This is a genomic window from Nocardioides xinjiangensis, assembly GCF_017916455.1.
In the GTDB taxonomy this organism is placed as follows: Bacteria; Actinomycetota; Actinomycetes; order Propionibacteriales; family Nocardioidaceae; genus Nocardioides; species Nocardioides xinjiangensis.
Genome location: NZ_JAFMSY010000001.1, coordinates 1,936,627 through 1,950,195 on the forward strand (window position 1 = coordinate 1,936,627; position 13,569 = coordinate 1,950,195).

The 13,569-nt window shown below is 71.5% G+C and carries 13 protein-coding genes and 1 tRNA gene; 8 read left to right on the plus strand and 6 right to left on the minus strand.

What is annotated here, in order from left to right; translation table 11 throughout:
• Positions 1 to 96: 96 nt before the first annotated feature.
• The 4 genes from J3P38_RS09100 to J3P38_RS09115 form a co-directional block, all read right to left on the minus strand.
• Positions 97 to 186, minus strand: a tRNA-Ser gene (locus J3P38_RS09100).
• Between the two features lie 299 nt (positions 187 to 485).
• On the minus strand, positions 486 to 950 hold the full coding sequence (locus tag J3P38_RS09105; protein ID WP_210439446.1) for a GNAT family N-acetyltransferase: 465 nt from the start codon (positions 948 to 950) through the stop codon (positions 486 to 488).
• Positions 947 to 1,417 carry a tRNA adenosine(34) deaminase TadA gene (tadA, locus tag J3P38_RS09110; RefSeq protein ID WP_210440721.1) on the minus strand — a complete coding sequence of 157 codons (471 nt, stop codon included), beginning with the start codon at positions 1,415 to 1,417 and terminating at the stop codon, positions 947 to 949. The genes J3P38_RS09105 and tadA overlap by 4 nt, the downstream gene beginning before the upstream one ends.
• Positions 1,418 to 1,443: 26 nt before the next feature.
• Positions 1,444 to 1,929 (minus strand): tRNA adenosine deaminase-associated protein, encoded by a 486-nt coding sequence (locus tag J3P38_RS09115; protein ID WP_210503354.1) that lies wholly within the window; start codon positions 1,927 to 1,929, stop codon positions 1,444 to 1,446.
• 111 nt (positions 1,930 to 2,040) lie between these two features.
• Between J3P38_RS09115 and upp the strand changes: the two genes are divergently transcribed.
• Positions 2,041 to 2,682 (plus strand): uracil phosphoribosyltransferase, encoded by a 642-nt coding sequence (gene upp / locus J3P38_RS09120; RefSeq protein ID WP_210439448.1) that lies wholly within the window; start codon positions 2,041 to 2,043, stop codon positions 2,680 to 2,682.
• A gap of 128 nt (positions 2,683 to 2,810) precedes the next feature.
• Here upp and J3P38_RS09125 read toward each other — a convergent pair whose 3' ends face one another.
• Positions 2,811 to 3,722: a PDDEXK family nuclease gene (locus tag J3P38_RS09125; protein WP_210503355.1), complete on the minus strand. Its 912-nt coding sequence runs from the start codon at positions 3,720 to 3,722 to the stop codon at positions 2,811 to 2,813.
• Positions 3,723 to 3,839: 117 nt separating this feature from the next.
• Positions 3,840 to 4,880: a LacI family DNA-binding transcriptional regulator gene (locus J3P38_RS09130; protein ID WP_210503356.1), complete on the minus strand. Its 1,041-nt coding sequence runs from the start codon at positions 4,878 to 4,880 to the stop codon at positions 3,840 to 3,842.
• Positions 4,881 to 5,031: 151 nt separating this feature from the next.
• Between J3P38_RS09130 and J3P38_RS09135 the strand changes: the two genes are divergently transcribed.
• The 7 genes from J3P38_RS09135 to J3P38_RS09165 all read left to right on the plus strand — a co-directional run bounded on the left by J3P38_RS09135 (position 5,032) and on the right by J3P38_RS09165 (position 13,559).
• Positions 5,032 to 6,549 (plus strand): sugar ABC transporter ATP-binding protein, encoded by a 1,518-nt coding sequence (locus J3P38_RS09135; protein ID WP_210503357.1) that lies wholly within the window; start codon positions 5,032 to 5,034, stop codon positions 6,547 to 6,549.
• Positions 6,546 to 7,625, plus strand: a complete 1,080-nt coding sequence (locus tag J3P38_RS09140; protein WP_210503358.1) for an ABC transporter permease — start codon at positions 6,546 to 6,548, stop codon at positions 7,623 to 7,625. The genes J3P38_RS09135 and J3P38_RS09140 overlap by 4 nt, the downstream gene beginning before the upstream one ends.
• Positions 7,622 to 8,701 (plus strand): ABC transporter permease, encoded by a 1,080-nt coding sequence (locus tag J3P38_RS09145; protein WP_210503359.1) that lies wholly within the window; start codon positions 7,622 to 7,624, stop codon positions 8,699 to 8,701. The genes J3P38_RS09140 and J3P38_RS09145 overlap by 4 nt, the downstream gene beginning before the upstream one ends.
• A 21-nt stretch (positions 8,702 to 8,722) precedes the next feature.
• Positions 8,723 to 9,769 carry a rhamnose ABC transporter substrate-binding protein gene (gene rhaS, locus J3P38_RS09150; protein WP_210439455.1) on the plus strand — a complete coding sequence of 349 codons (1,047 nt, stop codon included), beginning with the start codon at positions 8,723 to 8,725 and terminating at the stop codon, positions 9,767 to 9,769.
• Positions 9,770 to 9,849: 80 nt separating this feature from the next.
• Positions 9,850 to 10,269 carry an L-rhamnose mutarotase gene (locus J3P38_RS09155; protein WP_210503360.1) on the plus strand — a complete coding sequence of 140 codons (420 nt, stop codon included), beginning with the start codon at positions 9,850 to 9,852 and terminating at the stop codon, positions 10,267 to 10,269.
• Positions 10,269 to 11,447 (plus strand): L-rhamnose isomerase, encoded by a 1,179-nt coding sequence (rhaI, locus tag J3P38_RS09160; RefSeq protein WP_210439457.1) that lies wholly within the window; start codon positions 10,269 to 10,271, stop codon positions 11,445 to 11,447. The genes J3P38_RS09155 and rhaI overlap by 1 nt, the downstream gene beginning before the upstream one ends.
• Positions 11,448 to 11,516: 69 nt before the next feature.
• Positions 11,517 to 13,559 (plus strand): bifunctional aldolase/short-chain dehydrogenase, encoded by a 2,043-nt coding sequence (locus J3P38_RS09165; protein ID WP_210503361.1) that lies wholly within the window; start codon positions 11,517 to 11,519, stop codon positions 13,557 to 13,559.
• Positions 13,560 to 13,569: the final 10 nt, after the last annotated feature.

Sequence of the window (13,569 nt, forward strand, 5' to 3'; positions counted from 1 at the left end):
ACGACGAAGCGCCGCCCCTGACCTCGAATCTGGGGCCAGAGAGCGGCGCTTCGCTCAAAAGGTCGGGGGAGCGACTCCAAAAAGTCGCTCCCCCGCTGGCGGTGACGGAGGGATTTGAACCCTCGGTGGACTTGCGCCCACAAACGCTTTCGAGGCGTTCTCCTTAGGCCGCTCGGACACGTCACCGCCGGGAAGGCTACCGGAGGGAGCGCGCGAGGATGAAACCGGCGCCGGTCGAGCGGACCGGTCGTGTGGACCGCCGAGCGGGCCGACGCGACGGCCGGCTGCTCCGGCCGGGCCGGTCCCCGCGGCCCGTCATCCCCCGTAACGCCTCGACCCCGATCCCGGGTAACGCCTCGAAGCGTGCACTCCCGCCCGCACCGGTGGGGGCGGGAGTGCACAGATGGAGGCGTTACCCGGGCGGCGGCGCGCCTCACCGGGGCGGGAGTGCACTCACCGAGGCGTTACCCGGGCGGGCGCGCGCGTCACCGGGTGGGGCCGACGTAGCAGAGCATCCGGTAGTCGGTGCCCTCCTCGATCGTGACGAAGCCGTGCCGCTCATAGAACCGGCGGGTGTCGACGTCGACCTCGTCGACGTTGATGTGCATCTCGGGGGAGCCGAGCTCGCGGACGAGGCGGCGGCACCGCTCGAGGACCTGCGTGCCGATGCCGTGGGAGCGGCGATCGGGCACGACGTAGAGCTCCTCGAGCTGGGAGACGGGACCGTCGAACCAGATGGCCGGCCGCAGGCTGACCAGGGCGAACCCGACGGCCCGTCCGTCGTCCTCGGCCAGGACCGCGACGATGCCGTCCAGGCCGAGGATGCGACCGAAGCGCGCGGCCAGCACGTCGACGTCGTCGGTCTCGGTGTCGAACTCGGTGTTGAAGTCCCACAGCAGGCGGGCCAGCACGTCGGCGTCGGTCGCGCTCGCGCGGCGGACGACGGTCATCGCACGTCCGGGGACAGCGGCGGGGACAGCGGCTGGGACCGGTGGCCCGCGAAGAAGCCGTCGAGCAGCGCGGCGGACTCGGCGGCGAGCACGCCGGACACGACCTCGGGCCGGTGGTTGAGCCGGCGGTCGCGCACGACGTCCCACAGCGACCCGACGGCGCCGAGCTTGTCGTCGTACGCGCCGAAGACGAGGCGGTCGACCCGGGCCAGCACCAGGGCGCCGGCGCACATGGTGCACGGCTCGAGGGTCACGACCAGGGTGCAGCCCGCGAGCCGCCACTCGCCGCGCGCGGCGGCAGCGCTCCGGAGGGCGACGACCTCGGCGTGGCCGGTGGGATCGGCGTGCGCCTCACGCGTGTTGTGGCCGGTGCCGATGACGGTGCCCGCCTCGTCGACGACGACGGCGCCGACCGGTACGTCGTCCGCGCCGAGGGCAGCCTGCGCCTCGGCGAGGGCGAGGCGCATGGCGTCGTCCCAGGGGGTGGCACGGGTCATGCGGACGTGAGCCCCACGGCGTCGTCGAAGAGCTCGCCGAATCCGAGCTGCCGTGCGATCTCCGAGAGCATCTCGTCGGGGTAGAGCTCCACGTCGTCGAGCAGGGCGCCCATGTCGATGGCGTGCAGGCCCAGGTCGCCGAGGAGGTCGAGGTCGCCGGCGGGCACCTCGACGTCGTCGTCCTCCGGCGGCGGCAGTCCGAGGAAGTCGATCGCCGACTGCGCGAGCTCCCACTCGTCGGCGGCGGTGACGTCGGAGAGCAGCACCCGGGTGCGCGGGCCGTCCACGCGGACCAGCACGAAGAAGTCCTCGTCGACCGCGACCATCCCGACCGCGCCCTCGTCGCCGGAGACCTGGCGCAGCGCGTGGCTCAGGGAGTCGATCGTCTCGTAGGCCGGCGGCGCGATGTCCTGGAGCTGCCAGACGCCGTCCTCGCGGAACGCGACCAGCGCGAAGTCGACCTCGCCGTTCTGCTCGGACATCGACGCGACCTCCCACGCGCTGCGGACCCGTCCAATGTCCCAGAAAGGCGGGGGTGCGCCAACCCTCTTTCGTCTCGTTCGGGAACGAGCGCCGCCACTAGGGTGGCCCCCATGCGCCTGCACGTGGTCAACCACCCCCTCGTCTCCCACAAGCTGACGGTCCTGCGCGACGCGCGCACCGACTCACCGACGTTCCGCCGGCTGACCGACGAGCTGGTGACCCTGCTGGCCTACGAGGCGACGCGGGAGGTCCGTGTCGAGTCGGTGGACATCACCACGCCGGTGTGCCCCACCACGGGCGTGCGCCTCGCCTCGCCCAAGCCGATGGTCGTGCCCATCCTGCGCGCCGGGCTCGGCATGCTCGACGGGATGATGCGGCTGCTGCCCACGGCCGAGGTCGGCTTCCTCGGCATGGTGCGCAACGAGGAGACGCTCGAGGCGTCGACGTACGCCGAGCGCCTGCCCGAGGACCTGTCGGGCCGCCAGTGCTACGTCCTCGACCCGATGCTGGCCACCGGCGGCACCCTCGCCGCCGCGATCCGCTTCCTCACGCACCGCGGCGCGGACGACATCACCGCCATCTGCCTCCTCGCCGCCCCCGAGGGCGCCGAGAACCTGGAGAAGGGCCTCGAGGGGCTCGACGTCCCCGTCACGGTCGTCACCGCGGCCCTCGACGAGAAGCTCAACGACAAGGGCTACATCGTGCCGGGCCTCGGCGACGCGGGCGACCGGTTGTACGGCGTCGCGCACTAGTCCGCCACTCCCCGCGGTCCCCCCGGTCGAGTGCGCCGGCGGTAGTGGTCGCCGCAGGACTGCGCACTCGACGCCGGTGCTGCATGGTCGAGGGCGCATGAGGTGGCAGCCGCCGAGGCGCGGACCCCTCAACCGAGGGGGGGTACGCCGAGCGCGATCAGGTCGCGCATGACCTCCGCGGGCTCGTGCCGGAGCTCCCACGCCGAGCACTGCACGACGAGCAGACGGGCGCTGCCGAGCCGCCGGTTGCGACGTCGGTCGGACGTGGACTGCTGGGGGTCGTCGTGGAAGCCGCCGTCGACCTCCAGCACCAGCACGCGTCCATCCGGCAGCAGCCACTCAGCGTCGGTGTAGCGCGTCCTGCCGCGGCTGTCGCGTCGCCTGTTCTGCGACCGAGGTGGCCGTACGCCGAAGTCCCGGCACGCTCTTCGCAGGTCGAGCTCGGCCATCGAGTGGGCGCCGTCGCTCACCTCGGCGAGCAGAGCGCGCAGGTCGCGCGACCTGCGCAGTGGTGCCAGGCGGTCGATCCAGTCCACGAGCGCGTCGGCGGTCGTGAGGCGCTGCTGCACCGTGGCGGCGACGGCACCGAGCGCCGTACGCAGGCGAGGTTCGTGCGCGGCGAACATGAGCACCGCGGGCTCGAGGCGGCACGCGGGCAGGTCGCCCGACCCGAGCAGGACGTCGTAGGGCCGTCGGGTCCGGAAGAAGCGGTAGCCCGGCAGTGGCTCGAAGCTCAGGGGGTTGGCGACCAGGATCGTGATGTCGGCGCGCTCCCAGCGCGTCAACCCCCGCACGGCCGCCGCACTCAGCGCGCCGACCATCGCGCTGGGGCCGCCGTGGAGCACCCCCAGCCAGAGCGCCTGGTCGGGCGAGAGCGGGCCCGTCGTCGTGCTGACGACCTCACCGGACCGTACGGCCCAGCGACCGACGCGCAGGTGGTTGCGGACCTCGCCGCGCGACACCCCGAGCTCGCGCAGCTGCCGGTGGCTCAGCAGGCCCGCCTGCGACCGTGCGAGCTCCGTCCAGCGAGCGTCCCCCATCGGCGCAGTCTGCGCCGGCGCGGCGGTCCTCCGCGCGGCTCGTCCACAGGCGTCGGGGGTCGCGTGCGCACTGACGCGGCGACTACTACCGCGGGAGCACTCGACCGCGGCCGTCGGTCAGCCCAGGGTGGAGACGCGGGCGATCAGCTCGGGGGTGAACTCGACCTGCTGGTGCTCGTGGTCGGGGTTGTTGACCTCGTCGATGAGCAGGTCGGCGGCGGTGCGGCCCAGCGCCTGGCGCGGCTGGCGCACGGAGGTGAGGGGCACGGCGGCGCCCGCGGCGAAGGCGATGTCGTCGTAGCCGACGATGGCGAGGTCCTGCGGGACCCGCTGCCCGGTGGAGATCACCTGCTGCAGCAGCCCGAGGGCGACCAGGTCGTTGGCGCAGAAGACGGCGGTGGGCCGGGCCCGCTTGGGAAGCCCCGCCAGCCGCTCGCCGGCCACGCGACCCTCCTCCACCGACAGCGCCTCGGTCTGCACGTGGATGAGGTCGGTGTCGCGGTGGCCGGCGTCCCGCCACGCATCGCACGCGCCCTCGTAGCGCTCCCGCACCTGGCCGATCGAGACGGGGCCGCCGACGTACGCGACGCGGGTGTGGCCGCGATCGACGAGGTGCTCGATGGCCATGCGTCCGCCGAGCCGGTCGTCGACGGTGACCGAGCAGAACGAGCCGGAAGTGGTGGCGCGGTCGACGATCACCACGGGCGTGCCCTGCAGCGTGATGCGCTCCAGCTCCGCCGACTCCGGGTCGACCGGCGTGATGAGGATGCCGTCGACCCGCTGCTGCTGCAGGTGCTCGAGGTGGGCCCGCTCGCGGGCGTCGCGCCCGTCGCTGTTGCACAGGAACAGGGACAGGTCGGCCTTCTCGGCAGCCAGCTCGATGCCCCGGGCGACGTCGGTGAAGAACGGGTTGGTGGCGTCGAGCATCACGTAGGCGAAGGTGTTGCTGCGTCCCATCCGCAGCTGGCGCGCGGTCTCGTTGAGCACGAAGCCGAGCTCGGTCATCGCGCGCTCGACGCGCTCGCGGGTCCCGGCGCTGACGCGGTCGGGACGGTTGAGCACGTTGGACACCGTGCCGAGGGAGACCTGCGCGCGCTCCGCGACGTCCTTCACGGACGGGCGGCGCGCGTTGCGGGGCGTGGCGCTGCGCTTCGACATCGGGCTCCTCGGCCTCAGGGGACCTCCGGAGAGTAGTGGACGGGGGGTGAGGAGTGAAACGTCACAGAAAAGTTCGGTCGGTGCTTGACGGATGTGATGGCCGCCACTTACGGTCTATCCCGTTCTGAAACCTTTCAATGCAAGGACGCCCATGCCCGCCACCTCCACCGCCGCACCGGTGCTCGAGCTGCGCGACGTCTCCAAGTCGTTCGGTCCCGTGGTCGCCCTCCGCGCCGGCAGCCTCGCCGTGGACGCGGGCTCGATCCACGCGCTCATCGGTGAGAACGGCGCCGGCAAGTCCACCCTCGTCAAGGTCGTCGCCGGCGTCCACCGCCGCGACTCCGGCGTGTTCCGGCTGGGCGGGGAGGCGGTCGACTTCGGCTCGACGGCCGAGTCCAAGCAGGCCGGTGTCGCGGTCATCTACCAGGAGCCGACGCTCTTCCCGGACCTCTCGGTCACCGAGAACATCTTCATGGGCCGCCAGATCCTCGCCCGCGGCCGCCGCGTCGACCGCCAGGCGATGTACGCCGAGGCGGAGCGGCTCTTCGAGCGCCTCGGGGTGCGGATCGACCCCCGCCGGCCGGCCGAGGGGCTCTCCATCGCCGACCAGCAGATCATCGAGATCGCCAAGGCCATCTCGCTCGACGCGCGGCTGCTGGTGATGGACGAGCCGACCGCCGCGCTGAGCGGGGTCGAGGTCGACCGGCTGTTCGCCGTCGCTCGGAGCCTGCGCGACGAGGGTCGTGCCCTCGTCTTCATCTCCCACCGCTTCGACGAGGTGTTCGCGCTGTGCGACACGGTCACCGTGATGCGTGACGGCTCCTACGTCGACACCCGGCGCATCGACGCGACGACGCCGTCCGAGCTGGTCTCCCTCATGGTCGGCCGCGACGTCGACGAGCTGTTCCCGAAGGTCGCCGCCGAGATCGGCGAGCCGGTGCTGCAGGTCCGCGGGCTCAGCCGCGCGGGCGTCTTCCACGACATCGACCTCGAGGTCCGCGCCGGCGAGATCGTCGGCCTGGCCGGGCTGGTCGGTGCGGGACGCAGCGAGGTGGCCCGGGCCGTCTTCGGGGTCGACGCCTACGACTCCGGCTCCGTGACCATGAGCGGCAAGACGGTGCGACCGCGTGACCCGCGGTCGGCGATCCGCGCCGGCATGGCGTTCATCCCCGAGGACCGCCGCAAGCAGGGCCTCGTCATCGACTCCTCCGTGACCCGCAACGTCGCCGGCGTCATCCGCCGCAGCATCGCCAAGGCCGGCCTGCTGACGGGTGCGATGGAGAACCGTGCGGCCGGCCCCTGGGCCGGGCGCCTCGAGGTCAAGACCAGCGCGCTCGACATGAACGCCGCCACCATGAGCGGCGGCAACCAGCAGAAGGTCGTCATCGCGAAGTGGCTGGCCACCGACCCCAAGCTGCTGATCATCGACGAGCCCACCCGCGGCATCGACGTCGGCACCAAGGCCGAGGTGCACCGCCTGCTGTCCGAGCTGGCGGGCCAGGGCCTCGCCATCTTGATGATCTCCTCCGAGCTCCCCGAGGTCCTCGGCATGGCCGACCGCGTCGTCGTGCTGTGCGAGGGACGCATCACCGCGGAGCTCGACCGCGCCGAGGCCACCCCCGAGGCCGTCATGCACGCCGCCACCCACCACCTGGAGGACGCCCGATGAGCCACACCGACGTCGAGCGCCCCGAGACCGCGGACGTGCCCGCCGGCGAGGCGCTGCTGGTCGAGCCGAGCCGCCTGTCGCCGACGCGCCGAGCGGTCACGACCGTCCTCCGCTCGCGCGAGCTGTCGATCTTCCTGGTGCTGGTGGCCGTCGTGGTCCTCGCGACCAGCAAGAACAACGGCTTCCTGTTCAGCGCCGACGGCTGGCGCAACTTCCTGCTCAACCCGTCGATCCTGCTGCTGCTGGCCGTGGGCCAGGCGGTCGTGATCATCACCCGCAACGTCGACCTCTCGGTCGGATCGGTGATGGCGCTGACCGCCTACCTCACCGGACGGCTGTTCATCGAGCAGCCCAACCTCCCGATCGTCGCGGTGCTGGCGGCGTGCCTGCTCCTCGGCGCCGTCCTCGGCTTCGTCAACGGCGCGCTGGTCGCGTACGGCGGCGTACCGGCCCTCGTGATCACCCTCGGCACGCTCTACATCTACCGCGGCATCATGCTCACCTGGGCCGGCAGCGACCGGATCAACGCCGGCGACCTGCCGCGCGAGTTTCTCCAGCTGGGCACCCGGTCCGTGCTCGGGGTGCCGCTGCTGACGATCCTCGCGCTGGTCGTCCTGGCCGCGGTCGGCTACTACCTCCACACCGCACGCGGTGGCCGCGAGCTCTACGCGATCGGCTCCGACCCCGACGCCGCCGTGCTCTACGGCCTGCCCGTGCGCCGCCGGCTCCTCGCCGCGTTCGTCCTCAGCGGTGCGCTGGCGGGCCTCGCCGGCGCCCTCTACACCGCCCGCTACGGCACGGTCAGCTCGAGCGTCGGCAGCGGCATCGAGCTGCAGGCGGTCGCCGCGGCGGTCATCGGCGGCATCGCGATCTTCGGCGGCAGCGGCACGGTGTGGGGCGCGGCGATCGGCGCCTTCCTGCTCGTCACCATCAACCGGGCCCTGCCCAGCCTCGGCATCGAGGACTTCTGGCAGCGCGCCGTGGTCGGTGCGCTCATCCTCGGCGCGATCGTCCTCGACCGCGTCCTCGCCCGCCGACAAGCACGCAAGCTCGCCGAATCGAGGGACCACTCATGAGCACCGCGACCCAGGCTCCGGCTGCGCCGACCCGCACGTACGCCGACTACTCGGCGCCGCTGTGGAAGCGCCTGCTGCTGACCCGCGAGACCGCCGTCATCGCGCTGACCGTCGCGGTCTTCGTCTACGCGACGCTCAACGTGGAGAACTTCGACGGTCCGCTGACCGTGAAGTTCCTGCTCCAGGACATCGCGCCCATCCTGCTGATCGCCCTGCCGATGACGCTGATCATCATCACCGGCGAGATCGACCTGTCGGTCGCCAGCATCATGGGCCTGAGCAGCGTGCTGCTCGGCGTCTTCCACGACAGCGGCATGTCGATCCCGGCCGCCGCGGCCCTCGCCCTGCTGGCCGGGCTCGCGTGCGGCGCCCTGAACGGCTTCCTCATCGCCTACGTCGGACTGCCGTCGTTGGCCGTCACCATCGGCACGCTCGCGCTCTTCCGCGGCATCGCGGTCGGCCTGCTGGGCACCACCGCCATCACCCAGTTCACGGACACGTGGGCCGACCTCGCCACCGACACGATCGGCGAGACGCGCATTCCCCTGGTGATGATCCCGTTCGCGGTGCTCGCGATCGCGTTCACGGTGCTGCTGCACTTCTCCACCTTCGGCCGCGGCGTCTACGAGATCGGGCTCAACGACGAGGCGGCGCACTTCACCGGCGTCGACGTCGCCCGGACGAAGTTCATCCTCTTCGTCCTCTCCGGCGTGGTGTCGGCCTTCGCCGGCATCTACTTCACGCTGCGCTACGGCTCGGCCCGCGGCGACAACGCCACCGGGTACGAGCTGCAGGTGATCGCCGCGGTGCTCCTGGGCGGCGTCTCGATCTTCGGCGGCCGCGGCCGGCTGCACGGCGTGCTCGCCGGCGTCGTGCTGATCGGCGTCATCTCCAGCGCCCTGCGCCTGGAGTCCGTGACGGTCAACGTCACCAACATCATCGTCGGGCTGCTGCTCGTGGCCTCGGTGGTGCTCCCCAGCGTCCTTGGGTGGGCCGGCTCGCGGCTGCCCCGCAAGGCATCAGCGGATCCTGCGGGACCGCGCCCCGACAAGGACGCGGCGACCGCCGGCGTCTGAACACTCGAAAGGTAGGACCAGATGAAGTTCCAGAAGAGGCGGACCACCGCACTTGCGGCGCTTGCCCTGACGGCGACGTTCGCCTTCGCCGGCTGCGGCAGTGACGACGGCGGCAACGGCGGCTCGTCCGGGTCCGGCAGCGAAGGTGGCGACCTGAGCATCACGATGCTGCCGAAGAACCTCGGCAACCCGTACTTCGACACCAGCACCGACGGCGCCGAGGCGGCCGCGGAGGAGATCGGCGCCGAGCTGGAGGAGGTCGGCCCGGAGACCGCCAGCCCCGACGCCCAGGTGTCCTACATCAACACCGTCGCCCAGCAGGGGCAGGACGCCCTGATCCTCTCGGCCAACGACCCCGAGGCGCTGTGCGACGCGCTCGAGGAGGCCCGCAGCGCCGACGTCAAGATCGTCACCTTCGACGCCGACACCAACCCCGAGTGCCGCGACCTGTTCGTCAACCAGGCCACCGCCGAGGGCATCGCCGCCAAGCAGCTCGAGCTGATCTCGGAGCAGATCGGCGGCGAGGGCGAGATCGCCATCCTGTCGGCCGCCGCCAACGCGACGAACCAGAACGCGTGGATCGAGATGATGGAGACCGAGCTCGCCGAGAACCCCGACTACGCGAACATCGAGCTGGTCGACACGGTCTACGGCGACGACGACGACCAGAAGTCGTTCGACCAGACCGAGGCGCTGCTGCAGAACCACCCCGACCTCAAGGGCATCATCAGCCCGACCACGGTCGGCATCGCCGCCGCGGCCCGCTACCTCTCCGACAGTGAGTACAAGGGCAAGGTCGCGCTGACCGGTCTCGGCACCCCGAACCAGATGCGCGAGTACGTCGAGAACGGCACGGTCGAGGCGTTCGCGCTGTGGAACCCGGGTGACCTCGGTGCCCTCGCGACGTACGCCGCGGCCGCGCTGGCCAACGGCGACATCTCCGGCGAGGAGGGCGACACCTTCGAGGCCGGCGACCTGGGTGAGTTCGAGGTCGACGCCGACGGCGTCGTCCTGCTGGGCGAGCCGTTCACCTTCAACGCCGACAACATCGGGGACTTCGACTTCTGAGTCGGACCCCCGGGCCCGGACGCCCGCCCGCGCGACGAGCGGGCGTCCGGTCCCCACGGCCAACCGGGAAGGACCACGCGATGCATCGCGTCTGCTTCACCCTCCAGGTCCGACGGGACCGGATGGAGGAGTACGCCGAGCGGCACGCGGCCGTGTGGCCCGACATGCTCCGCGCCCTCGCCGACACCGGCTGGCACAACTACTCCCTCTTCCTGCGCGAGGACGGCCTGCTCGTCGGCTACCTCGAGACACCGGACCTCGTTGCCGCCCAGGAGGGCATGGCGCGCACGGACGTCAACGCCCGGTGGCAGGCCGAGATGGCCGAGTTCTTCGAGGACCTCGACCTTCCCCCAGACCAGGGCTTCTGGCAGCTCCGCGAGGTCTTCCACCTCGAGGACCAGCTCGCCGCCCTCGACTCCCGACCCGACTCGGCCACCCGACCCGAGGACTCCACCCGTACGAGCTCCACCACGAGCTCCACTTCCAGCCAGGACCAGTGATGACTTCCTTCTCCCAGATCAGCGACCGGCTCGGCGACCTCGCCATCGAGGTCCCGTCCTGGGCCTACGGCAACTCCGGCACCCGCTTCAAGGTGTTCGGCTCGCCGGGCACCCCCCGCAGCGTCGAGGAGAAGATCGCCGACGCGGCCGCCGTGCACCGCTTCACCGGCCTCGCGCCGACCGTCGCGCTGCACATCCCGTGGGACAAGGTCGACGACTACGCGGCCCTCTCGGCGTACGCCAAGGAGCAGGGCGTCGCGCTGGGCACCATCAACTCGAACACGTTCCAGGACGACGACTACAAGCTCGGCGCGCTCACGCACACCGACCCGCGGGTGCGCCAGAAGGCCATCGACCACCACTTCGAGTGCATCGAGATCATGAACCGGACCGGGTCGCGCGACCTGAAGATCTGGCTGGCCGAGGGCACGAACTACCCGGGCCAGGGCGACATGCGCGCCCGGCAGGACCGGCTGGCCGAGGGCCTGCGCACGATCTACGACCAGCTCTCCGAGGACCAGCGCCTGGTGCTGGAGTACAAGTTCTTCGAGCCGGCGTTCTACCACACCGACGTCCCGGACTGGGGCACGTCGTACGCCCACGTGGCCGCCCTCGGCGAGCGCGCCCTGGTGTGCCTCGACACCGGCCACCACGCGCCGGGCACGAACATCGAGTTCATCGTGGCGCAGCTGCTGCGGCTCGGGAAGCTCGGCTCGTTCGACTTCAACAGCCGCTTCTACGCCGACGACGACCTGATCGTCGGTGCCGCCGACCCGTTCCAGCTGTTCCGCATCATGGTCGAGGTCATCCGCGGCGGCGGCTTCGGCGCCAAGGCCGACGGCAGCCCCAACGACGTGGCGCTGATGCTCGACCAGTGCCACAACATCGAGGACAAGATCCCCGGCCAGATCCGCTCGGTGCTCAACGTGCAGGAGATGACCGCCCGCGCCCTGCTCCTCGACACCGAGGCGCTCGACGCGGCGCGCTCGGCCGGCGACGTGCTGCTCGCCAACCAGGTCTTCATGGACGCGTTCTACACCGACGTCCGCGCCGACCTGGCGGCGTGGCGCGAGGAGCGTGGCCTGCCCGCCGACCCGATGCGCAGCTACCTCGAGTCCGGCTACCAGCAGCAGATCGAGGCCGACCGCGTCGGCGGCTCGCAGCTCAGCTGGAACTGACCCCCACCCGATCGACCCGACCCCGATCGACCCGACCCCGATCGACCCCGATCCGAAGGAACCCGCACCGTGAGTGACCTCAACCCCACCGTCGCCGCGCTCGTCGAGCGCTCGAACCGGCTGGGCTCCGACCCCAAGAACACCAACTACGCCGGCGGCAACACCTCCGCCAAGGGCACCGAGACCGACCCCGTCACCGGCGAGGACGTCGAGCTGCTGTGGGTCAAGGGGTCCGGCGGGGACCTCGGCACGCTGACCCCCGCGGGGCTCGCGGTGCTGCGGCTGGACCGGATGCGGGCGCTCGTCGACGTCTACCCGGGCGTCGAGCGCGAGGACGAGATGGTCGCGGCCTTCGACTACTGCCTGCACGGCAAGGGCGGTGCCGCGCCGTCGATCGACACCGCGATGCACGGCCTGGTGGACGCCGCCCACGTCGACCACCTGCACCCCGACTCCGGCATCGCCATCGCCACCGCGGCCGACGGCGAGGAGCTGACCCGCACGATCTTCGGCGACGAGGTCGTCTGGGTGCCGTGGCGCCGGCCCGGCTTCCAGCTCGGCCTCGACATCGCCGAGATCAAGGAGAAGAACCCGCAGGCCCGCGGGTGCATCCTCGGCGGCCACGGCATCACGGCGTGGGGCGACACCACCGAGGAGGCCGAGGCCAACTCACTGTGGATCATCGACACCGCCGCGGCGTACATCGCCGAGCACTCGAAGGCCGAGCCCTTCGGCCCCGCGCTCGAGGGCTACGCCGCCCTGCCGGCCGACGAGCGCCGCGCGAAGGCCGCCGCCCTCGCTCCGACGATCCGCGGCATCGCCTCGGCCGACCGCCCGATGGTCGGCCACTTCACCGACTCCGACGTCGTCCTCGACTTCCTCGCGCACGCCGAGCACCCCCGGCTCGGCGAGCTGGGCACCTCGTGCCCCGACCACTTCCTGCGCACCAAGGTCAAGCCGCTCGTGCTCGACCTGCCGGCGTCCGCCTCGGTCGAGGACAGCATCGCCCGCCTCCAGGAGCTCGCGGTCGCCTACCGCGAGGACTACCAGGGCTACTACGACCGCAACGCCACCCCCGACAGCCCCGCCATCCGCGGCAAGGACCCGCTGATCGTGCTGGTGCCCGGCGTGGGCATGTTCAGCTTCGGCAAGGACAAGCAGACCGCGCGCGTGGCCGGTGAGTTCTACGTCAACGCCATCAACGTGATGCGCGGCGCGGAGGGCCTGTCGTCGTACGCCCCCATCGACGAGTCGGAGAAGTTCCGCATCGAGTACTGGGCGCTGGAGGAGGCCAAGCTGCAGCGGATGCCGAGGCCGAAGCCGCTCGCCACCCGCGTCGCCCTGGTGACCGGTGCCGCGTCCGGCATCGGCCTGGCGACCGCGAAGAAGCTCGCGGCCGAGGGCGCTGCCGTCGTGATCGCCGACCTCGACCTCGCCAAGGCGCAGGCCGCCGCCGCGGAGATCGGGTCGACCGACGTGGCCGTCGGCGTGCAGGTCGACGTCTCGGACGAGGCCGCCGTGCAGGCCGCCGTCGACGCCACCGTCCTCGCCTTCGGTGGCGTGGACCTCGTCGTCAACAACGCGGGTCTCTCGCTGTCCCGCTCGCTGCTCGAGACCACCGAGAAGGACTGGGACCTGCAGCACGACGTGATGGCGAAGGGCTCGTTCCTCGTCGCCAAGGCGACCGCGAAGGCCATGATCGAGCAGGGGATGGGCGGCGACATCGTCTACATCTCGTCGAAGAACTCAATCTTCGCCGGCCCGAACAACGTCGCCTACGGTGCCGCGAAGGCCGACCAGGCGCACCAGGTGCGGCTGCTCGCGGCCGAGCTCGGCGAGCACGGCATCAAGGTCAACGGGGTGAACCCCGACGGTGTCGTCCAGGGCTCCGGCATCTTCGCCGGCGGCTGGGGCGCCTCGCGCGCCGCGGTCTACGGCGTCGAGGAGAAGGACCTCGGCAAGTTCTACGCGCAGCGCACCCTGCTCAAGCGCGAGGTGCTGCCCGACAACATCGCCAACGCGGTCTTCGTGCTCTGCTCCGACCAGCTGAGCCACACCACCGGCCTGCACGTGCCCGTCGACGCCGGCGTGGCCGCGGCGTTCCTCCGGTGACCCGCGGGGC